Origin of the sequence: Dyella koreensis (assembly GCF_044904565.1) — a bacterium.
Classification (GTDB): Bacteria; Pseudomonadota; Gammaproteobacteria; order Xanthomonadales; family Rhodanobacteraceae; genus Dyella_D; species Dyella_D koreensis.
Genome location: NZ_JADIKD010000012.1, coordinates 385008 through 406431 on the forward strand (window position 1 = coordinate 385008; position 21424 = coordinate 406431).

17 protein-coding genes are annotated in these 21424 nt (G+C 61.0%); 4 read left to right on the forward strand and 13 right to left on the reverse strand.

The annotated features are described in order from the left end of the window. Positions 1-223: 223 nt before the first annotated feature. Positions 224-2482: a hypothetical protein gene (locus ISS97_RS16820; protein WP_379983450.1), complete on the forward strand. Its 2259-nt coding sequence runs from the start codon at positions 224-226 to the stop codon at positions 2480-2482. A gap of 147 nt (positions 2483-2629) precedes the next feature. Here the strand turns inward: ISS97_RS16820 and ISS97_RS16825 are convergent, their stop codons facing one another. The 11 genes from ISS97_RS16825 to ISS97_RS16875 all read right to left on the reverse strand — a co-directional run bounded on the left by ISS97_RS16825 (position 2630) and on the right by ISS97_RS16875 (position 11520). After that, the gene (locus ISS97_RS16825; protein WP_379983449.1) at positions 2630-3439 is read right to left on the reverse strand and encodes an MBL fold metallo-hydrolase; all 810 of its coding nucleotides are present in this window, start codon (positions 3437-3439) and stop codon (positions 2630-2632) included. A 181-nt stretch (positions 3440-3620) separates the two neighbouring features. Continuing rightward, positions 3621-4496: a LysR family transcriptional regulator gene (locus tag ISS97_RS16830; protein ID WP_379983448.1), complete on the reverse strand. Its 876-nt coding sequence runs from the start codon at positions 4494-4496 to the stop codon at positions 3621-3623. A 274-nt stretch (positions 4497-4770) separates the two neighbouring features. Continuing rightward, positions 4771-5379, reverse strand: coding sequence for a cupin domain-containing protein (locus ISS97_RS16835; RefSeq protein WP_379983447.1), 609 nt, complete (start codon positions 5377-5379; stop codon positions 4771-4773). 19 nt (positions 5380-5398) lie between these two features. Next, positions 5399-6250, reverse strand: a complete 852-nt coding sequence (locus tag ISS97_RS16840) for an alpha/beta fold hydrolase (protein ID WP_379983446.1) — start codon at positions 6248-6250, stop codon at positions 5399-5401. 53 nt (positions 6251-6303) lie between these two features. Beyond that, complete coding sequence (locus tag ISS97_RS16845) at positions 6304-6501, reverse strand: tautomerase family protein (protein WP_379983445.1); 198 nt, start codon at positions 6499-6501, stop codon at positions 6304-6306. Between the two features lie 32 nt (positions 6502-6533). Then, a complete protein-coding gene (locus tag ISS97_RS16850; RefSeq protein ID WP_379983444.1) occupies positions 6534-6767 on the reverse strand; it encodes a hypothetical protein in 234 nt (77 codons plus the stop codon). A gap of 113 nt (positions 6768-6880) precedes the next feature. After that, positions 6881-7273, reverse strand: a complete 393-nt coding sequence (locus ISS97_RS16855; RefSeq protein WP_379983443.1) for a hypothetical protein — start codon at positions 7271-7273, stop codon at positions 6881-6883. A gap of 85 nt (positions 7274-7358) precedes the next feature. Continuing rightward, positions 7359-8081, reverse strand: coding sequence for an SDR family oxidoreductase (locus ISS97_RS16860; RefSeq protein ID WP_379983442.1), 723 nt, complete (start codon positions 8079-8081; stop codon positions 7359-7361). Then, the gene (locus ISS97_RS16865; protein ID WP_379983441.1) at positions 8082-9107 is read right to left on the reverse strand and encodes a polysaccharide deacetylase family protein; all 1026 of its coding nucleotides are present in this window, start codon (positions 9105-9107) and stop codon (positions 8082-8084) included. It abuts the gene before it with no gap. Between the two features lie 11 nt (positions 9108-9118). Then, the gene (locus tag ISS97_RS16870; RefSeq protein ID WP_379983440.1) at positions 9119-9643 is read right to left on the reverse strand and encodes an ester cyclase; all 525 of its coding nucleotides are present in this window, start codon (positions 9641-9643) and stop codon (positions 9119-9121) included. Positions 9644-9807: 164 nt separating this feature from the next. Further along, positions 9808-11520, reverse strand: a complete 1713-nt coding sequence (locus tag ISS97_RS16875; RefSeq protein WP_379983439.1) for a thiamine pyrophosphate-dependent enzyme — start codon at positions 11518-11520, stop codon at positions 9808-9810. Positions 11521-11881: 361 nt separating this feature from the next. Between ISS97_RS16875 and ISS97_RS16880 the strand changes: the two genes are divergently transcribed. The 3 genes from ISS97_RS16880 to ISS97_RS16890 all read left to right on the forward strand — a co-directional run bounded on the left by ISS97_RS16880 (position 11882) and on the right by ISS97_RS16890 (position 19278). Continuing rightward, on the forward strand, positions 11882-12526 hold the full coding sequence (locus tag ISS97_RS16880; RefSeq protein ID WP_379983438.1) for a response regulator transcription factor: 645 nt from the start codon (positions 11882-11884) through the stop codon (positions 12524-12526). Positions 12527-12969: 443 nt separating this feature from the next. After that, positions 12970-15813: a sensor histidine kinase gene (locus ISS97_RS16885; protein WP_379983437.1), complete on the forward strand. Its 2844-nt coding sequence runs from the start codon at positions 12970-12972 to the stop codon at positions 15811-15813. A gap of 372 nt (positions 15814-16185) precedes the next feature. After that, positions 16186-19278 carry a sensor histidine kinase gene (locus ISS97_RS16890; RefSeq protein ID WP_379983436.1) on the forward strand — a complete coding sequence of 1031 codons (3093 nt, stop codon included), beginning with the start codon at positions 16186-16188 and terminating at the stop codon, positions 19276-19278. Positions 19279-19347: 69 nt separating this feature from the next. Here the strand turns inward: ISS97_RS16890 and ISS97_RS16895 are convergent, their stop codons facing one another. Together ISS97_RS16895 and ISS97_RS16900 are read right to left on the reverse strand one after the other, a co-directional pair. Next, positions 19348-19707, reverse strand: a complete 360-nt coding sequence (locus ISS97_RS16895) for a VOC family protein (protein ID WP_379983435.1) — start codon at positions 19705-19707, stop codon at positions 19348-19350. 627 nt (positions 19708-20334) lie between these two features. Then, complete coding sequence (locus ISS97_RS16900) at positions 20335-21279, reverse strand: isocitrate lyase/PEP mutase family protein (RefSeq protein WP_379983434.1); 945 nt, start codon at positions 21277-21279, stop codon at positions 20335-20337. Positions 21280-21424: the final 145 nt, after the last annotated feature.

The following is a 21424-nucleotide window of genomic DNA, read 5'->3' on the forward strand; positions in this document are numbered from 1 at the left end:
CGAATTGCCTCGTGGCTAGACGTCATCGGCGCATCTTCGGCCGCGAGAGGGACGTGCCGACACCACCAAGCTCGGCAAAGACCACCAGTGACGTCGGGGTTTGATGTTGGGACTGGTTAGTGCGTGCAGTTAGTTGAAGCGGCGCAAGTCCGCGTCGCGCAGCCTTCTACCGATTCGATCAAATGCCCAGTCCGGGCCGTTGCGGCTGCTGAAGCCAGGAGCCATGCCGAAAATCCTCAACAGAGTAGGCGGAATTCACGGGGGTATGAAGATGAAAACCCAAGAACATAAGCCGGTGACGATTCGCCTTTCGGCTGAATCCGGCGCCGGAGAAGCGAAAAACCTCTATGCGTACGTCGCGGACAAGCGCGGCAAAGTCATCGAGTCGGTGCCCTTCAAGGGACTGGAGGCGCAGCTCAGGTCCACCAGGGGCGAGCTCGAAGGGCAAGCCAAGCTGTACATCGCGCAGGGCGTGCCGAGCCAGGCCGCCAGCAAGTTGAATGAGCGCACTTTGCTCAAGGCGGGCGCCTACCAGGTGGTGCAGAATTTCTCCGGGCATGTCATCGATGTGCTGCGCGTTCCCGCTGCGGTGCTGCAACCGTGGATCTGGAACAACTGCCTGATCACCGGGCACCTGTCCAAGGATTTCCTGATCGATGGGCAATCAGTCAACCAACCGGTGTGCAATGCCCGCGTGCATATTTGCGAAGTCGAAACCGAGTTCGTGTTTCCGCACATCCCGATCTACTATCGGCCGATCCCCGACTGGGTGATCAGCGAAATCAGCGAAAGATTCGCGAGCCTGTCCCAGCTCAACGTTGCGCCGCCACCCATTCCCGACCCGATCGGGCCGATCAGCCAGACCTTGATCTCCACCGGCCCGCGTCCAGCTCCGGCGGCGTCGCTGAAGATGAAGGCGGCGGCCCTGCCGGAGATCCCGGCGCACGTCCTGCGCTCTCTCACCTCGGGATCAGCCGAGACCGTGCGCCAGGCGATCTACGCCAACCATGCGCTGCTGTACCCGTACTTCTGCCTGTGGCCTATCTACTGGCCCTGGCTCTACACCTGCGACGAAGAGACCGTGGTCTACAGCGATTGCAACGGTCACTTCGAGATGTGGGAAAACACCTTCAGCGAGGACGGCCCGCTCAACATCTATGTCTGGGTCGAGGTCAACATCAATGGCCAGTGGGTCACGGTGTACCGTCCGTCGCTGCCATGCCATACCTGGTGGAACTACACCTGCGGCACCGACATCAATATCAAGGTGACCGACCCGCGCGTGATGCCGTGCGACTGCGGCATCAATGCACACGGTGAGCTCGCATGGTTCCGGTCGATCGGGGAAAGCGCCACTGCCCTGCATATCGAGCAAAGCGACGCCAACGCGGTGAGCGTGCAGGGCGGGGTGAGCCTGTTCAACGTCGGCTGCACCGACATCATCGACGCAAAGCGCATTAGCCCCTTCGGTGGAACCCTGAATTTCAAGCTGCTCTTCGGCGATGGACTGCCGACTGCCGGAGTCACCCATTACCGGTGGACGCGGACCCGTATCAAGGACGCGAACTTGAACGACATCTTCGGCGCCTCCCCTCAGGTCATCAACGGCCAGGTCGCCAAGACTTACTTCGTGATCACGCAGAGCGGCGGCCAGTTCCACTTCGAGACCCACGCGATCACCCTGGGCGCAGAGGGTAGTGGTCAGGACATTGGCTACCGGATTCCGCAGTGGGATATCTACAACGAACCGCTGGTTCCCTCCACCGATAAGGCCTTGACCATTCAGTGGACCAGCCCGGACTTCTGGAGCGCGAGCATCGACAGTCACGCCCTGGATGACGGCCTGTATCGTTTCGACCTGGAGCTGGGAACCATGAGCGCCGGCGCGTTCCAGGTGGTCGCGGTGCCCAAGGCGGTATTCCAGGTATCCGACTACAGCAATTCCGGAAACTCGGTGAACGCGCCCGATTACGACCTGCACATCGATTCCGGCAATACAGCCCATGCGCTTGCGCTGTCGTTCAAGGTGCGCATCGACAACGCCCCCTGCAGCGCCGTGATCCAGAATGCCGAGCTGACCGATGGGGCAGGCCACCTGGTTTATGTAAACGGGGTACCGGTGGTGTCGGGCAAGTGTGGCTTTATCCACTACACCAGCCTGGCCCAGGGAGTGCGCATCAGTTTCAATGCCTCGCATCCGCGCAATTTCGCCACATTTTCCTTTGGCGTCATCAAGGGCAACAACACCGATCCCACGGGCGTGTCCGCCAGCGGCTACGTGTTGTCCGGCGTCGACGGCTTCGCCTTGAGCGGGGGGCTGTTCACCCAGGATGTATCGGTACCGCAGCTGCTCGGCACCTGCCCCCAGGCGGCGTTTTCCGAGAACTTGAATGTGTATGCTCTGGCAACCGACGGCACTTACCGCTTGCAAAGCGGATACGACGCATCGGATGTCAAGGCTTTTGCCCTGAGCAACACCTGAAGCAGGCAAGGGCGGGCCATGCGTAGCGTGCCCGCGCGGACGTGAAGCGCGGGCACGGTCCACGGGCTTTGCCCGCCTTACGTTCGCTACGGGAATAGCCAGCCATCCACGGTAGCCGCAGGCACGAAGAGCGAACATAGCGACGGGTCATGCGACGGGAAGCCATGTGTATCCCTGAGCTTCCTTGTGAATATGCCCGAGCCCGGGAAACGGTGCGTGAGCCGCGGCTACGGCGTCACCACGTCTGAATGCCTCGGCGAGAAAGGTCTCTCGCGTCGTTTTCGCTTGCCTTGGCTGGTTGTCGTAGCAGACGGTCACGCTTGGTTCGGACAGTTGCACTGGGACAACATGGAACAGGTCTCCGCAGAACACGAGATCCCGTTCGCCCGTGCGCAAACGATATCCAGTATGGCCGGAGGTATGGCCGGGCAGGGGTTCTGCCATGAGACATCCGTACCAGGACGTCTCGGGATCGAACAAGCGATAGCGTCCGTCGGCGACATAGGGCGCAACGATCTGGCGAGCACAGTCGAACGTCGCCCGCACGCTAGGATCGACATGGTCGTAGCTGGATGCTTCCAGCCAGAACGCGGCCTCCTCGCGTGGCACATGAACGATGGCGCGCGGAAACACTGCCTCGCCATTTCGTGTCAGGCCACCGATATGGTCTGGATGGAGGTGGGTTACCAGCACGATGTCGATGTCGGAGGGTCGATGGCCTGCCGACATCAGCTGCGTCGCCATCCGGCCCAGTGTTGCGTCCTGCAGATCGCCCGCGCCAGCGTCGATGAGCATGCGATGCTGGCCATCATCGATCAGAAACGCGTTGACGTGGCTGGACACGACGTTGCCGAGGCGGGCTTCCATCATGAGCGTATCGAGCGATACCTCACCGCTGCGCAAGACGTCATGGACAGAAAGTGGGAAGTGTCCGTCGCATAACGCCGTGATCGTCATCCTTCCGATATGGAAACGATGAAAGCTTGGTTCACGAGAAGGCGGACAACTTTCGGGAGTCAGCCGCGGAGACAAGGAAAGACCGTCATCGCACATCGGTAAGGATCCAGAGCAAAGGAGGCTCTAGCCTGCCTATTGCAACGTCAGGCGCACACTGCCACGAACGTGCATCACCCCTTCACTATTGTTCGGGCTCGTCGTCGGCGTCGCCACCAAGCAGGTGCGTTGCGATGTCCGCCAGTGCCCGGATCCTGTCCGTCCCACGCATGTCCTCGTGATAGCCCATCCAGATATGTCGGGAGGGTGGTACTTCGCCGAGATCGATTCGCGTCAGTCCGGACGTCGCGTCACCGACCGCGCGCGGCAGCACGGCGAGCCCCATACCTCGTTGGCACAGTCGTGCCTGCAACGCGCGATGGTTCGCGACAACGACCGGTCGAGCATGCGGCAGGATGTCCCGAAGCCAGTCCACCTCTGGATAGCTGTGTATCACAGTATCCATGAGTAGCAGGTGCGATCCCCGACCATCGCCACGGACCGGAAGCACGGTATCGACCTTGGCGTACACGCCGTAGGTGATGCGTAAGAGTCGACACTGGACTATGCCTGGCTCTTCGAACGGCACTACCCTGAACACCACGTCCGCTTCCCGGCGGGAAAGGTCGTAGCGCCGCGAACTGACGATCAACTCCGGCAATATGCCCGGGTGGTCGTGTAGCAGCGCCTCGATGACAGGCGGCAGGATATAAGTCGCAAACCAGTCCGCAGAGGAAATACGCAGTGGACCGTAGGGACGGCTGTCTTCGCCGGCCAGTCGACGTTCGATGGCCAGCGCGGACACCTCCATCTCCTCCGCGAGCCGGAGCACCCTGGATCCAGCGTCAGTAAGGAGCACCCCGTTGTTGTGCCGTTGAAAAAGGGGGTGACCCACGTCTTCTTCCAGGGCACGCATGCGTCGACCAACCGTAGGATGACTCAGGCCAATGGCTCGCGCAGCTGCCCCTATCGATCCCTGACGTGCGACTGCGAGAAAGATGCGAACGTCACTCCATTCCACGTGAAGACTCCATTTTAGCGGAGCGGCGACTGTGCTTGAGTGCGATATAGCTCGCAAGCTGAGCAAAATAGTCGCGAACCAATCTCCACGTGACGCGCAAGCGTGAGGAGTGTTGCCCATGGCTTCGCCCACATCCTCGTCAACCGGCGGGCAACCGCACCCCGGAACCCAAGCAGAAGGCTGCACCCCAGAGATCAGGCCACAGGACACACCAGAGGCGGAGCCTTGCTGAAAGTGCTTATGCGTACCGAAGCGTCAGAGCTACATCATGGAACTACCCGCCGAATCCTCCATTGACGGTGGTCAGGATCGGCAGCTCGTCCGGGTCCTCCGACAGGGTTGGGAGCGTCCCCTTATTGACTGCCTGCAGGAGCTCCTTGACTCCGGGCATTGCCTCCGAAATCGGCGCGTCTCCGCCCACAATGGCCAGCAGCAGCCCCTCATCGTAGGTGGCGGGCGGCTCAAGGCACTCGAACCGTCTCGGCACACCCGGCGGAAAGGAAATGGTGTCGTACGGCCCGAGGTCAAGGAATTCATCGTGTGCAGGCGCGGCCTCCCATACAAAGCGCCACCGGCCCTGCATGGGGATAAAGGTCTCGTTGGTATTGTGATTGTGCAGTACCGGGCCGTTGCCTTCCTTCGCCTTAAGGAAGCCAACGCTGAAGCCGGCCTTCGGTGCAATGATCGCCTTGGTCTCATCCCCCACGGGATTGACGGCGTCCATACCTTCGGGCGGATTGAATCCGAAGACATTGAGGATCGTCTTGTGGTGACCTTCGATATTGCTGTCTGGCAGGCCCTGATCGGAGCCGTGAAGCTGTGTATAGCGAGCGACGAAGCGCGTTTCCATTTCTTCGCGTGAAACCCAACGCACAGGGAGCATGATTAGTTTCCTCTTGCCATCAATGAGTGGTGAAGGGTGTGTTCCGAAGCCATCGGAATAAGAGTCTTGCGAAAGTGTCCGGTTGCTGGACAACGGGGAGATGGCCACCCCGAGGGATGGCGTGATGCTCGCTGGCCGCATAGCGCGCGCGGATGGCCTGACGCATTGGACGCGGCAGCACCGGATCGTGACTGTCGTCGATCAGCAGCACGCGTTCGTCGGGCAGCGGCGTGCGGGGCAGGGGGTAGGTGCGTGCTAGCAGTTCCATACGCGCCTTGAACTGCACGGCCGTCTGATGCGGACCTAGTAGCGTGGCCATCACGACTTGCAGACGGATGCTGCCGGCATCGATGCCTGGCGCGCTCAACGCCGATATCCTGGCCTTGTTGAGGAGCACCGCGGCGTCAGAGGCCGCTATCGCGTCGATGGAGGGAAGGGTTTGGAGATAAGTGCTGGCGTCGTAAAAGCTATTGGACAGGACTAATCGATCCACACGCTCAGGATGCGCCATAGCGAAGGCTTGTGCGAGATAGCCGCCAAGTGAGCAACCAAGTAGATCGATACGGCCGATATCAAGCTGATCCAGCAGCTGCGCGGTCGATCGGATCATGGTGTCGACCTCGGAAAGGAGCGGCGCATCAGCGCAGATCAGCTCGACTTGCGTGTCGCATCGTGCGAACAGGGAACAGAAGATGCCACTCCCGCCCTGGATTCCCGGCAACGCCAGTAGCGGGCGGGCGCTGCCCGATGTCTCGCGCCGCCGGATGGTCCATAGGCCATCCTCCGTCGGGACCGTCAGAAGCGGCGTGGCAGAAAAATAAGTTTTGAGATCGCGCTCGACCTCGGCAGAAACACTTTCATGGATGGTCATGGCCGTTTGGGCATCCATTAACGATAGCGTTGAGTTCGATGGCATACGGCCGCTCAAGTCGCCTGATCGATGTCTGCCTTGGTACGCGACCCGATACCCCAATGCTCTGGATCAACTTCATCAAGAAGAATCAGCACGGCGTGCTCGGGGACCTGAAGGGCTCTTACGGTCAGCTCCGCCAGCTCTTTGACGAACTGCCTTTTCTGCATCGTGCTCCGTCCCTTGAGCATATGGACCTGGATCATGGGCATGGCTTGGCTTCCATCGTCGGCTGTATTGGCAGTCATGTTGATCGTGCGTCTTCGGCAATGTCTTTCAGGAACCGGATCACCTGATTGGCGGCACCCGTGTTGACCAGCTCCATGGCGGTACGATTGTCCAGCTCCGCAATGGGGTCATTCCGAAACCAGTGCATCACGCGTCGCGGATCAGGCTCGATCATGCCTGCCAGCGCATAGATCAATAGTCTGGTGCGGGATGTTGGTTTTTCCCTTGGAACGTTATGGGGCGGATCCACATCGCCTCCGTGGGCAGCGGTCGTGCACAACCCTGGCTGTGACGACGGAGTCATAGGGCGGTTTTCATCTACACCTGAGCTTTCGTTGCGCGCGTCAGCAGCAACGGACCGGCTCAGCCCAACGAAAAGGACATGCCGCCGGCGTGGCGCGAATCCGTTTTGAGATATTTGCTCTTGCTCGTGGGCTCCAGCAGGACGCAGCACTGCCACCAGAAAGGCATCTCATGTCGCTCGATGGCCCTGACCAACGCGCCATGGATGATGTCTCCCATGCGGCGCAAGGACGAAAGTGGCCGGTCGTTTGTTGTAATGAGGTGGGCAACGATGAACTCCGCCCCCGCATCGTCACCCGCCAGTTTCATGGGACACAGATGGACCCTGCTTTTTAGATCGTCCATTTCCGCCAAGCCTTCGTCAGCCAGGGTGGCGTGTATGACACAGAGTGTCGTATCGACATCGACGATATGAGCGAGACCTGGCGTGACCTCAATGATGATGTGTGGCATGAACATCACTCTCCCGGATACGCTGCTCGATGAAGCTGATCGTACGTTCGGCCAGACGCCGCGGCGACACATTGCTTCCTTTCGCTCATGCGATGGCACCGCCGCCATCCACCAGAACGGTGGATCCTGTGGCATAGGGCGTCCCTGCCAGATAGAGAATGGCGTTGGCGATATCCTCTGCGCTCCCCACGCGTTTAGCGGGGAGTCGATTCGCCGCCGATTCAAACATCTGATTTCTCGCCTCGTCGCTCATGCCCGACCACAGGGGCGTAGCGACGATCCCGGGCGACACCGTATTGACACGTATGGGAGACAGCTCCAGGGCGAGGCCACGCGCCAATGCTTCAAGGGCCGCATTGATGGCGCCTTGCAGCACGGAGGTGGCTGAAGGGCGTACGCTGAGAAATCCCGAGACCAGCGTCAGAGAGCCGCCGGCATGGATTCGGACACGCCTGGCGACGCGATAGGCGCCCCAGAATTTGCTGTTCATGGCGGCATAGGCGTCGGCGAGTTTCAACGAGCGGCTTGGCCCGCCAGGCGTCTGCGCGGCGGAAACGACGACGTGATCAAACACGGGGGCTGCGTCGAAGAACTTATCGACATCCTCGTCGCGAGTGATATCCAGAGAGCTGGTCGTAACACCGGGCAAGTGACGCAACGCCTCGGCGAGCTTGTCATGGCTTCGGGAGGCGATTGTGACGTCCCCTCCCGCATCGGAGAAGGCTTTCGCGGCCGCCAGCCCAATGCCCGAGCTACCGCCGACGACCAGGATGGACTGATTCTGAAAGGTGCGCATGATGGCAGTCACTTAGATGGTTTCGCTTTCGCGCAACGTAAGTGGGCTATGCAAGGCAAATCGGGCAATCTCGTCCTTACGCATGAAGGCCACTCCGGCCTTGCTCTTGGCGTAGTGAATGAATTCATCCCACGCGCTGACCATCTGCGGTGACCCGCTGATGCGGTCGTGCGCACTGATCGACATCATGCGGCGCCGGGTGCCGGCTTCGCGGTAGAGCTCATCAAAGTCGCGCTTGATCTGCGCCAGAAACTTGTCCGGCGAATAATTGCGGCCTTCGACCAGAAGGATGTCATTGTTGCGCAAGGTGTAGGGGACGACCACGAAATCTTTACCGTTGACCTGCTCGATGAAGGGTTCGTCTCGACTGATGTCGTCGATGTGATACGTGTAGCCAAGCTCCTGGAGCAGCGACAGCGTGTTTGGTCCACGCCGAAGCCAGTTGCAGTTGTATCCCGTCGGCCGCTGACCGGTGACCTCTTCGACCATGCGAGTACCTTCGGCAATGAACTGCTTCTCTTCATCCCGGCTCATCGCGTACTCGGAGCTCCAGCGAGGGCCGTGTCCGGCCGCTTCGTGCCCCCGTTCGACGATCGCCTTTGCCAGATCGGGATGCTTTTTGGCCGCTTCGCCGATCATGTGGGACGTCACCTTGACGCCATGGCGATCCCAGAGGTCCAGCATGCGAGGAATGCCTTCGCGATAGCCGTATGCGAACCAGGTGTTGGTGGCCGGATCCGATGGCACGCCCGCGGGAAAATCGACTTTGGGAAAAGGGCTGTCAGTGCCTTTGGGTGGCTGACCGCCGGCTTCGAATTGCATAGAGATGGAGATCACCAGGCGGATGTCGCCCGGCCAGAACCCGCCTACTGCAGGGGAATGATGCTGTGTGGACATGGAGTGCTCCGATCTAGCGTGAGAAATGCCTGGGAGGGTGGTCGCCACAGCGAGGCTGCCGACGGTGACGCCGGCTTGGATCAGAAATTTTCGGCGGCGAGCCTCGGCGAGGGTCAGTTCCGCATCGTTGTGCGTGTCCATAGTTCGGCCCGTCACTTGGCCACGAGGCCGGCTTGCTGCAGGAAAGTCAGGTTGTCTTCCAGGTGCCAGTCTTCGGCGATGCGTCCATCAGCCATCCGATAAATGTCGGTCGCGATGAAGTCGATCGCTTGGCCGCCACCTTGTTTGCCCGCAAAAGTGCCTGTGAAGCGGCCCGTGAAATGCAGGTGGGTGATCACGCGATCGCCGACCACGAGCATCTGCGTCACTTCGCAACGAAGATCCGGCACCGCCGTGCGGAAGGCCCTGGATGCCTTCAGTACGCCCTCTACTCCTTGTGGGCGGCCATGGGGCAACGTGTTGTCAATGAAGGTCGGCGCCAGGGCAATGCGCGCCAGACTTTCGTCGCCGGTATTCCAGAACGTGTCGTAGCGCCGCGCCGCCAGGATCTGTGCGTCCAGCGTCTTCTTGGCAAGGCTCTGGTCGACAATGATCTTCTTAGGTGTTGTCAGCGCTCCGTCTGGATTCGATGCCTGCGCAAGCACGGAAGCGGCGGCAAGCCAGGCGAGGGTCGCCATGAACAGCCCTCTGCTTAGCACGCGTGCTTCACGTGGCCGGAAGAAACGGCCAGCCCAAGTGCTAGCGGCAGATCGATCGGCGAGCGGATATGTGCGTCCGGGTTTGTTCATGGGTTTTCCTTGCAATGCAGCGAGTGAGGATGACGTCGTCAACAGGAGGAGGGTTACGGCGAAAGCGCACTCTTCATGAGATCCGATACGTCGCCCCTTCGACCGGCAAGTACCGCCCTCACGGAATACAACGCCGTGCCAAGCACCTGGCTCGGCTCGATCTTCGGAGGCATGACCAGTTCGTTGCGCGCCACCACGACATCCAGCAGGGCAGGCTCCGGGGTTTTCAGCCAGGCCGCCACGGCGGCCTCGAGATCGTCGGATCGCTCGACGCGCCGCCCCCATAGCCCCATGGCCTGTGCCACCTTGGCAAAGTCGGGGTTATGGAGGTCCGTATAAGCATCGAGCAAACCTTCGACCTTTTGCTCCAGCTCGACGAAACCGAGGGCGCCGTTGTTGAAAACGGCAACTTTGATAGGGAGGTGCTCCTGCACCGCAGTCAGGAGATCGCCGAAGAGCATGGCAAGGCCGCCATCGCCCGATAGCGAGATCACTTGTCGTTCGGGAAACGCCGCCTGGACGCCGAGTGCTTGTGGCATGGCGTTGGCCATGGTCCCGTGACTAAGACTGGTCAACGTTCGGTTGTGTCCGGTCGACCGCACATGGCGCAAACACCAGACCATCGGAGCACCGCCATCGGCCGTATAAACAGCATCCGCGCGGGCGAGACGGTCGATCGTCTCGGTCAAGAACTGCGGATGGATGGCTCCCGCGCCAGCCACGGCACGCCGCTCCAACGTCTCTTCCGCCTCTCGGGTCTCCGCCATCATCGCCGTCAGGAACGCATCGTCCGCGTGAGCCTGAATGCGTGGCAAGAGCGCCTCCAGGGTGGGCTTGATATCACCGACGACCGCGATGTCGACGGGATGGCGACGCCCCAGATGGGCACCGTCGATGTCGACCTGGATGATCGTGGCTCCCTGTGGATAGAACTGCCGCCATGCAAAGTCGCACCCCAGCAGGAGTAGCGTGTCGCACTCGGTTATTGCCCGATAACCGCCTTTGGTGCCAAAGACACCGGTCATCCCGACGTCATACGGGTTATCGTGCTCCAGAAAGTCCTTGGCGCGCGACGTGCGTGCGACTGGCGCTTTCAGTCGTTCCGCAAGCGCAACGACCTGATCGTGGGCATGCGCACACCCCGAGCCACCATAGATGGTGATCCGCCGGCTTGTATTGAGCGCCGTGGCGATGCGATCCAGTTCCGCATCGCTGGGGCGCACGACCGGAGAGGCGCGATGCACCTCGAAGTCCGGCTGGTCGGGCGCCTCGGCGTGCGATACGTCGACGGGGATAATCAGCACGGCAACGCCCTGGCGTGACAGCGCCGCTTGAGCCGCCAAAGCGGTCATACGCTGGGCCTGTGCGGGCGTCCTGATTTCCTCGCAGAAAACCGTGCCCCGGCTATAGACCGCTTTGAAGTCGACCTCTTGCGGGAAGTCGAAGCCGAGCTCGTCACGTGTAATCTGGCTGGCGATTAGAACAACCGGCGCCCGATTGCGATTGCTTTCCCAAACGCCATTGATGAAGTGGAGGCTGCCAGGCCCGCATGAGCCGGCGCATAGTGCCAAGTCGCCGGTGAGTAGCGCATCCGCGCCCGCCGCCATGGCGCCCGCTTCTTCATGACGAACGTGGATCCACCGCAGCGGCGATCGGCGAATGGCGTCCGTGACATAGTTGAGCGTATCCCCTGGCACGCCATAGCAACGCTTTGCGCCTGCCTTGCAAAGTACGTCAATGACGACGTCGGCCACTCGCTTGCTCATCTGCACCACCATGTAGAGAGGCATCCACGACGAGGTCGGCTGATATGGCCGGCGCCCACCTCTGGACGGGTATCTGAATCGCACGTGCGTCCGTCGCGCCTGGATGGATGCGAAGGAGCGGTCACGCATCTGCTGGAAAGACAACCCAACCCACGGGAACGCGTCACGAGCAGCCGCGCGCCGGGCTTGTGTCGATTTATACGGCGCTGGAACGACCGCTGACATCACTCTCTAGGAGGATTAGGCCATCCAGGTGTACCGCGCTTGCGGCACCGTATGCACGACCCACTCTGCGGAGTGGGGCCTGGATAGTGGCTTGTGCATTAGCATGCGTGTGTTATCGGGGATGAAGGGCCATTCCGTGACCGATCTTCCACTTGAAGGCCAGCCCAAGATCCGTGTGCTCGTGGTTGACGATCACCCGGCGATGCGCGATGGCTTGCGCCACTACATCGATAGCGAGCCGGACATGACGGTGGCTGGCGAGGCCACCGATGGAAAGAGTGCTGTGGAGGAATTTCTCCGCCTGCGTCCTGACGTGACACTGATGGATCTGCAGATGCAGATCGCCGGCGGCCTGCAGGCGATAAGCGCCATTCGAAGTCATGCTGCCCACGCGGTCATTGTCGTGCTCACCACATACCCTGGCGAGGCGCGCACCCGGCGCGCGCTCGCCCTTGGCGCTACTTCTTACCTGCTCAAATCGTCGTCCGCGGATGCGATCGTGGGAGCCATCCGCGCCAGTTTTGTCGGTCAGCGTGTGCTAACTGATGAGCTGGCAGCCGGACTTAAGCAGAGCCTGCCCATGGAGCAACTATCGCCACGCGAGCTCGACGTAATGCGATGGATCGCCGAGGGCGCCACCAATTTGCAGATTGCTGAAACCCTGCATGTTTCAGAGCAAACGGTGAAAACCCATGTCAAGAGCATCCTGGCCAAGCTGGGTGCCCATGACCGCACGCACGCAGTAGCGATAGCCCGACGTCGAGGCTACATCGATCCATAACATGACGCGCTCGTGGTGGCCAATGACTCTTCTACGTTTGTGTCAGCCTGAGCGATGTGTAGCCCTCCCCAAAGTCTGGACGTCCATTCGTAGAGACTTCGGGCAATGCACCATTAGCATCTACTGCCAGTCACTCATGCCCCTGCCTTGGCAGTGTCACGTGATTAGGTGGCAAGGTTTCTGAGCGGGGCCTGGAGTGGCAAATTCCTCAGAGAGGGGGCGACATTCCCCCTGCGCCCAGCAGGCAGGGTACGCACGCGCAGTAGTTCGCACTGGCTATACTCCTTAACTGGACACTTGTTGTCCGGCTGGTTGCATCTGGATCATTCCATCCATACTCACGAGCCTGTGCGCACACCTGCGCGAACGCTTCGGGGGAGTCAGCAAGGTTGCACCCATTCATGCGCAATGCCGCCCGCGTCCAGCGTTACAGACGGACCCGCATGACGCTCCTTGGGGCGCTTGCACTGATGATTTCGATCCCGCCGGTTGCGGCGCAGTCTGCGCGATTGGTGACAGACCAGGATGCCAGCCAGATGGTCCACACGGCATTCCGCGTCATCGATGGCGCGCCGTCGGATATTCAGATGATTGCGGTAGGCCCCGATGGCTTTATGTGGATTGCCACGTCGCGGGGTCTGACGCGTTTCGATGGCCTGCATTTCGACCACGAGCCGGTGCTCGGATTCCCCCTGCAGTCGGTGTACGACGTTTTCGTGGACCGCGACAACAGCGTCTGGGCGGGCCTGCTGTACGGCGGCATGGTGCGGGTGCGAGAAGGGAAGATCACCCTGATGAAGGGGGATGGCTTTCCGCCCGGGACCCCGTTCGCCATGCGCCAGCGCAACGACGGCACCTTGTGGGAGGTGACCTCCAAAGGTGTCGCCCATTTCGATGGCAGCCGCTGGGTGCCGCTGCCCCCTAACATGGGGTACACGCCCGTGCGTCCGCTCAGGGCGACACTGACGCCGGACCAGACGCTCTGGATCAACGACAACAACCATATCTACACCCTTGCCGCCGGGGCGCGCACGTTTGGTCATGCCACCGAGGACGACATGTGGCGGGCCAAGAACGAGATGCCGGCTGATAGGCAGTGGAAGCCGGCTCATCAGGGAGGGCAGGGCATTCGGGACAGAGCCGGCACGAACTGGTCAGTCATGGACAGTGGTATCGATCGTTATCACTGGCAGGCAGGCGAGCCGGCTCCTCGCATCGAACACCTTGGCCTTGCCGAAGGGCTTTCCAGCGAAGACATCCGCGGTATCGCCCAGGACAACGACGGCAACGTGTGGGTGTGGAGTTCTCGTGGCCTGGACCGGTTTCGACATAGCCGGCTGACGCGCGTTCCTATTGAAGGGGAGCGTGCCGCACCCGCCATGCAGGCCGACGCACGCGATGGCATCTGGGTCAGTTCCTTTCAGGATCCCCTCTGGCATGTGACCGGCAAGGGCGTGCAGGCCGTGCCGGGCAACGGCGTCGTGGCTTTCGCCTTGTCGCCCGATGGCAAGCTCTGGTCGGTGAGCCAGCACGGCCTGCAGTCCGATCGCGGCGATGAGCACGAGCGCATTCCACTGCCCGATGAAATCACACGGCTCAACTACCAGTCGCTAGCCGTTGGACCGGACGGCACCGCCTGGTTGTCGGTGGCGCGATGGGGCTTGTACCGGTATCGCGATGGACAGTGGCAACGCCTGACTGATCAAACCACGCCGGAGCCTACGCGCATGGTGTTCGATGCAAGAGGGCGGCTCTGGTCGGTGTTCGACGACCGCATCACCGTGACAGAAGGCGAATGGACTACCTCATACACCGCCGCCGATGGTCTGGATGTGGGGCCTGTGATCTCCATCGACGCCGCCGGGCCGGCCGTGTGGGTCGGCGGCATCAAAGGGGTGCAGCTGTTGAATCACGGTCGCTTCGCCGGGCTCGTGACATCAAAAGGTGACGCACTGGAGGGCGTCTCGGGTCTTCTCATCACGCCGTCTGGTGAGTTGTGGGCCAACACCTTGCGTGGGGTTGCGCGCATCGGTGCAGACGATGTCGCAAGGACGATGCTGGAGCCCACCCACGTCAATCGCGTGCAGTGGTTCGATCATAGTGATGGCATCAGCGGCGCACCCCAACAGCGACGCCCGGTGCCCACGCTAGTGCAGAGCCGCGACGGACGCATCTGGGCATCGACGAACGAAGGTGTATTCACCATCGATCCAGCGAGCTTCAAGCCGGACGCGCGCAAGCTCAGGCCGCTGGTGACGCACGTCAGCGCCGATGGCACGTCATTCGATATCCGTGCCGATATCGTGCTGCCCAAACTCGCCCATACCCTGCAGATCGACTACACCGCACCAGACCTGTCCGCGCCGGAACGCGTCCGTTTTCGCTACCGCCTCGATGGCATCGACAAGGACTGGCAGGAGGCCGGCGATCGCCGCGCCGCCTTCTATACGTCGCTACCGCCGGGGAGCTATGTGTTTCACCTGATGGCGGCCAATGAGGATGGCGTGTGGGGCGACGATGTCGTCGCTATCGGCTTTCGGTTGCCGCCCGCGTGGTATCAGTCCATCTTCTTCAAACTGGCCTGTGGCGCGCTGGTGATCGCACTTGCGATGGCCGCCTTCTATCTTCGGGAACGAAGGTTGGCGCGTCTGCGCCAGGTTCGCCGGGCGGAGCGGGAGCGCATTGCTCGTGACCTGCATGACACCCTGCTTCAAGGAACACAGGGGCTGATCTATCACGTCGAAAGTGCGCTCAAGCAGACGCGCGAGACCAACGTCCGCATTATGCTGATCGATGCCATCGAGCGGGCGCAGGACACGCTGATCGAGGGCAGGGAGCGGGTCAATGTACTGCGCGCCGACGACAGTGCGCCGGTCGACCTGGTCGAGCTGTTGCGGGTTTCTGCGCAGACGATCATGCGCGGGCACCACATCCGCTTCGACCTGGCCACCGAAGGCACGCCACGTCTCGTGCACGCCCCGGTCGCCGCTGAACTGGCCACCATCTTCCAGGAGGCACTGTCAAATGCACTGTTGCATGCGCATGCCCGCGCCATCGACGCCCGCATCGTGTTCCAGCGGCGACGCTTGACCATCGCACTGAAGGACGATGGAAGAGGCATTGCCGATAAGGTGTTGAATAACGGTGGTCGCGAAGGGCACTGGGGCATACGCGGCATGCACGAGCGCGCCGAGCTGTTCCAGGGGCGCGTAATCATCAGCCCGGGTACGGACAGAGGGGTTGTCGTCACAATCCACGCGCCAGGCAAGGTGGCCTACGCACAATGATGCGTGGCACCGGGCGAGCTCCCGACCCATAGCGGACGCACGCCGTTTTTCAGCCTTCCAGCCAGCCTCATTCTGTTGCCGACACAAAACCGATCAGATGGGACGCCCTGGTTTCATGGCCGATTAGCCTGCTCGACTTTGAGTTGGCTGCCATGAACATCATTGGTGCAAGGCCGCTCAATGTCCGCGACGGTGTTTGCGCACTGCCAAACACACCGCCCGGGGCGAGGCGGGGCTCCGATGCGCACGAAGGGCAACCTTTCAAGATCCTAAAGGCACTCAATAAGATCCATTCCTTCGTCGCTCGGGTGACGAACTTCAATCGGGAGGAGGGGCTGATTTTCGTGTGAACGGGACTGGACTGTTCTATAAGTGAAGAAGGCCAATTGCTGGCTGGCACTGCTTAGTTCTCCACAGCCCGGCTTGGAGACCAAGAACGTCATGATCAATGAGCACGTAAGGCGCTTTGTGGCCATGGTGCTTGCCGTCATCATGCTTGGGGTAGTTCTTTCCGGGCATACGCAGAGCGTGCCCGAGCGCTCGATCAGCCGGCTTTACCACTCCGCCTGGACAGTGAAGGAGGATGGTCCGGGGCAGGTGTCAGCCATTACACAGACGCCGGATGGTTACCTGTGGCTGGGTGCGGACTCAGGTTTGTTTCGCTTTGACGGCATTCGCTTCGAACGTTTTGAAGACGTCACCGGGCAGAACTTGCCATCGATCACGATCCAGTCGCTGTACACGGCGCCGGACGGTGCGCTATGGATCGGTTTCCAGCGTGCCGGCGTCAGTCGATGGAGCCAGGGGCGACTGGTTAACTACGGAGTCAAGGAAGGCTTGCCGACCGGCACCGTACATACCGTGCAGGCCGATCTGGATGGAGTGATTTGGGCCCAGCTGTGGAAAGGGGTGTATCGGCTTGACCAAGGCCATTGGCAGAAGGTGATCCTGCCCAACGAGAGGCCTCGCGGTGCGATGGCGCTGCTTGTGGATCAACGGGGTACATTGTGGGTCTTCGATGGCGTGGCCATCATGCGCAAGGAGCGCGGCGCGACGACATTCAGTGACACAGGTGACCACCCGGACCATGTCAGTGTGTTGGCACAAGATCGCGAAGGCGTGGTGTGGATGGCCTCCGCTCGCGGAACCGGCGGCGTGCGCCCCGTGCACGGACAGAACCAGGCTGCCGAGGTCACCGGGGAAATTCCAGTGCGCTCAGCCGGCATGCTGTTCGATCGCGAAGGTCGCGTATGGATATCGACTCTTGGTCAGGGCGTACGTTGGTATCGCTCGAGCGCTACGGCGCTTGCCCGGTTACGTAGCCCCAAGCCGTTGGAAGCCGATGATGACTTCACGCGTGACCAAGGCCTCAGCAGCGACTACACCTGGCCTATCTTCCAGGACCGCGAAGGCAACGTATGGGTGGGCAGCAGCACCGGCCTAGACCGCTTCCGCCCTAGTGCGATTGTGCCGTCGCCTTTCCCGCGCGCCATGCATGATGTGGCTCTCGCCGTGGATGCCGACGGCACTATCTGGGCTGGATCTACTACGCATCCGCTAACGCGACTGCAAGGCGATACGCTGCGCGTGTTTGACGCCGTGCGTCCCGAGCTTAGCAGTGCCTTTAAGGATCGCGACGGCAGTCTTTGGTTCGGTGGCGACAACGGCATCTGGCACATTGAGCAGGGTGAGCCTCGCCTGGCCGCACCAGCGCCGGCGGGTGCCAAGGGGCAAGTCCAGGCCATGACCCGTGACACCACGGGCGCACTTTGGGTATCGGGTGTTGGCTATCCGTTCAGCAGGTACGCGCAGGGTCAATGGCACGTAGTGGACCAATGGCCACAATTACCGCGCAACGAGGTTCCGGTAGCTATGGCCACCGATACGGTCGGCCGTATCTGGCTGGGTTATGGCAATGGCTGCGTGTATGTCATCGATGGCAACAAGCTCAACGTCTACGGTGCCAACCAGGGAGTGAACCTGGGCAGCATCACGCAGATTCTGGATACTGGAACTCACCTGTGGATAGCAGGCGATCAAGGTCTAGCCATCTTTGATGGCCAGCGGCTACACCGTATGGCCGCCAGTCGTTCCGGTGATTTGAAGGGCATCGCTGGAATGGTCGAGGGTCCGCAGGGCGACCTTTGGCTGCATACGATCCATGGCGTCGCGCACTTGCCCGCCAGCCAAGTACAGGGCTTCTTTCGAGACCCGGCTAACGTGATGCAACCCGACTGGCTCGACCACCTTGACGGTCTGCCTGGCCCGCCCACGCAGATGCGGCCACTGCCAAGCATGGTCCGCGGCAAGGATGGACGCCTTTGGTTTGCTACCAGTGGTGGCGTGGTATGGCTGGATCCGCAGCAGATTCCGCGGAACGCGTCGACACCACCTGTGCGTGTCACGTCGGTGATTGCGGATGGCCAGACCTATAGTCTGGCCAAGCCGTTTACCCTGCCGAAAGGCACGGTAAACCTTCAGATTGACTACACCGCGACAAGCTTCACGATACCCGAGCGCGTACGCTTCCACTACCGACTGGATGGCGTTGACAAGACGTGGCGTGACGCAAACACGCGGCGGCAGGCCATCTACACCAACTTGCCGCCTGGCGACTATCGCTTCCACGTCATGGCCAGCAACAACGATGGCGTGTGGAGTACAAGCGCAGCCACAGTAGCCTTCAGCATCGCCCCGGAGCCATACCAGACGGTGTGGTTCAGGCTACTTTGTCTTCTGCTGTTGTTCTTGGCTGCGGCTGCGTTTTACCTATGGCGTATGCGCATTGTGGCCGATCGCGTGCGCCAACATGTAAAGGGTCGCACTAGTGAGCGTGAGCGAATCGCCCGCGAGCTGCACGACACTTTGTTGCAAGGTGTGCAGGGCTTGTTAGTACGCCTGGAATCAATAGCAGCAGGCATGGATTCCAACGCCCCGCTTCGCCAGAGCCTGAATACCTCCATTCAACGTGCTCGAGCCATGTTGATTGAGGGGCGAGACAAGATCATTGCGCTGCGAGGCGAGGGTGAGCAGGGGCGCCTGTCGCAGGCATTGCGTGAACTGGGTGATGAATTGGCTGCGGCCCATGGATGTAAGTTCACACTTGCTGTTGCTGGCGTGGAAGTGCCGCTTTACGCTGCCACGGCCGAAGAAGTACTGAACATCTGTCGCGAAGCGTTGCGTAACGCATTCGTGCATGCGCAAGCCAACCTGATCCAGGTGGAAATAGAGTATCGACAAAACTCGTTGCGAGTCCTCATCCATGATGACGGCATCGGGATATCGCCCGACTCAATGCGCCAGGCGCAACGTGCGGGCCACTGGGGTGTGGTTGGCATGCATGAGCGCGCGAAGAGCATCGACGCCACGCTCTCCGTATTCCGGCGCGAAGTGGGCGGTACGACTGTAGCCTTGGCTATCCCGGGGCATGCTGCCTTTCCCCCTTGCACGACACCTTCCGGGTGACACGTTGAAGGCCCTTGGGATACCTACTGTTGTAGATGAGCCCGGTGACATTCTTCGTAGCCCCTCCGATTAACGGAGGCGCGTCGGCCAACCGACTCTTACCAAGACGTCGTCAGGCGCGTTCAAGGCGAACTCGTACATGCCCCACGGCTTGTCGCTCGGGTCGCCGTCTCCGAGAATCTCACCACGAAACACGGCGGCGAGTTCGTCGATATCCTCGCGGTAAAGGTAAAGCCCGAATGGATTACGCCCCGGCACAAGCCACCCATCGACTGCCGGATTAAGATGGATTTGGCCACCGAAGCCGTCGGCGAGCATCCGATAGTCACCCGGACTGTTTTTCTCGCGCTTGAAACCTAGCCGTACGAAAAACGCCTCGGTCCGGTCAAGATCATTGCAGGGCAATATGGCGATGAGGCTTGGCTGCATGTAGGCATGTCTCGCATGAAGACCCGGGACCCCTCAGCGCAACGCATAAGGGAACGAAAAACGGAAGGCTTGCACGTTACCTATCTACCGCCGGATCGGTCCACGCTACCGCCGAGGATGTGACTCCGCCGTGCTGATGCACCTAGTAGGCCAACTACTTATCATAGAGGCGTGCATTACGGCCGCCTCTTTGGGCCCTTGCTCACTCGATCACGCCTTGTAGGAACAATCCTACACATTGACGCGCCCCTCACCTCTACAGACTTCTACCCACGGGTCCTAAGCTATATATGTCCGGCTAGTCAGGCATGCTTGCCGACGACCCGGATTCAGGACATCGCAGCCATGGACGGCTGCAAGCCCCAAGGATGGGGCCCTTCTCTTTGCGAGCCTGCGCCTCCACAGGCCTATGTAATTAGCGCCGTTGCCAGCGCCCGATAAATGCCCGCCTTTGACTGCAGCTCCAGCCGGTGAAGGCTTCTGGATCGCGCATCGCCAATCTCGATATGGGGCAGGGCGATTAGGTCAAGTTACCGGGGCAGGGGAAAGTACTACTCGACGCTAAGTGGATTGCATGCGCCACTGCTGCAACCGCCAACTACGCCATGGCGTGCGCAAGCTTACGCATCATGGAGTGCCAGCCTTCGCACGGCCGCCAATCAGGGAGCTGTGCTGCTGCGCCACGAGCTGAGCGACCGGACCATCGCCCATGCCTACGTAAGGCACCTCGCGCGTGCGATCCACCTTGTATGTCCTCGTGCGAAACAAGCCGTTCGCTTCAGCCGTGGTCAACATCTGCTTGCCCATCGTGTCGTAGCGTCCGTCATCGAGCGCTTCTGCCGCGATGGTGCCCAGGTGTGCCAGCGCGGCCTGCATCGGGCCGCAACCCAGGCTGATGCGCCGCACACCCAGCTGCTGAAGCGCCTGCGAGACAGGTGCGCCCGGATAGCCGGTGTAGACGTTGAGCGGTACCGGCAACCATCGCACGAGCGTTGCGATGTCCTCGGCATCGGCCAGACCGGGGACGAAGATGCCATCGGCGCCGGCGTCGACATAGGCCAGTGCGCGCTTTCGCGTTTCCTCCATGCGAGCCTCCGGTGACAGCTTGCTCAGGTAGGTATCGATACGCGCGTTGATGAAAAACGGCAGATCATGATGCTGCGCAATCGTCCGCACGCAGGCAATGCGCTCGCACAGCACACCCGGATGCACCAGCGTTTGTGTGTCGGGCTCGGTGCCGTCTTCGATATTGATGCCCACCACGCCCAACTGGATCAGCGCGCCGACCAGGCCACCGGTCTCTTTGGCATCGCGCCCATAGCCACGCTCGATATCGACACTGACCGGCGCGGAGACCACCTGGCAAACGCGCCGGCAGGCCGCCAGCAGTTCCTGCACGGGCAACTGCTCGCCATCGGGATAACCAAGCGCCCAGGCCATGCCGGCGCTGGTGGTGGCGATCGCCTTGGCGCCCGCGTTTTCGATCACCCGTGCACTGGCGGCATCCCAGGCATTGGGCAGCATCAGCGGCGCCGGGCCGGCGTGCAGTTGATGGAAAAGCTCGGCACGCATTCTCTGTTTGTGGCTCATGATCCTGGCCTGTGTTTTCGCCCGACGCCGGGCAAGTGAAGCAGACCATGGGGCGGCCTGGCCGCGCTGTCAGAATCTTTAGCCACGCACAGCTCTTTCGGCGCGCGGCCTAGACAGACAACCCGTC

Coding starts and splice junctions, on each gene's coding strand:
- ISS97_RS16820 (WP_379983450.1), top strand. CDS start 224: ATGCCGAAAATCCTCAACAGAGTAGGCGGAATTCACGGGGGTATGAAG.
- ISS97_RS16825 (WP_379983449.1), bottom strand. CDS start 3,439: ATGACGATCACGGCGTTATGCGACGGACACTTCCCACTTTCTGTCCAT.
- ISS97_RS16835 (WP_379983447.1), bottom strand. CDS start 5,379: ATGCTCCCTGTGCGTTGGGTTTCACGCGAAGAAATGGAAACGCGCTTC.
- ISS97_RS16840 (WP_379983446.1), bottom strand. CDS start 6,250: ATGACCATCCATGAAAGTGTTTCTGCCGAGGTCGAGCGCGATCTCAAA.
- ISS97_RS16845 (WP_379983445.1), bottom strand. CDS start 6,501: ATGCCCATGATCCAGGTCCATATGCTCAAGGGACGGAGCACGATGCAG.
- ISS97_RS16855 (WP_379983443.1), bottom strand. CDS start 7,273: ATGCCACACATCATCATTGAGGTCACGCCAGGTCTCGCTCATATCGTC.
- ISS97_RS16865 (WP_379983441.1), bottom strand. CDS start 9,107: ATGGACACGCACAACGATGCGGAACTGACCCTCGCCGAGGCTCGCCGC.
- ISS97_RS16870 (WP_379983440.1), bottom strand. CDS start 9,643: ATGGCGACCCTCGCCTGGCTTGCCGCCGCTTCCGTGCTTGCGCAGGCA.
- ISS97_RS16875 (WP_379983439.1), bottom strand. CDS start 11,520: ATGAGCAAGCGAGTGGCCGACGTCGTCATTGACGTACTTTGCAAGGCA.
- ISS97_RS16885 (WP_379983437.1), top strand. CDS start 12,970: ATGACGCTCCTTGGGGCGCTTGCACTGATGATTTCGATCCCGCCGGTT.
- ISS97_RS16895 (WP_379983435.1), bottom strand. CDS start 19,707: ATGCAGCCAAGCCTCATCGCCATATTGCCCTGCAATGATCTTGACCGG.
- ISS97_RS16900 (WP_379983434.1), bottom strand. CDS start 21,279: ATGCGTGCCGAGCTTTTCCATCAACTGCACGCCGGCCCGGCGCCGCTG.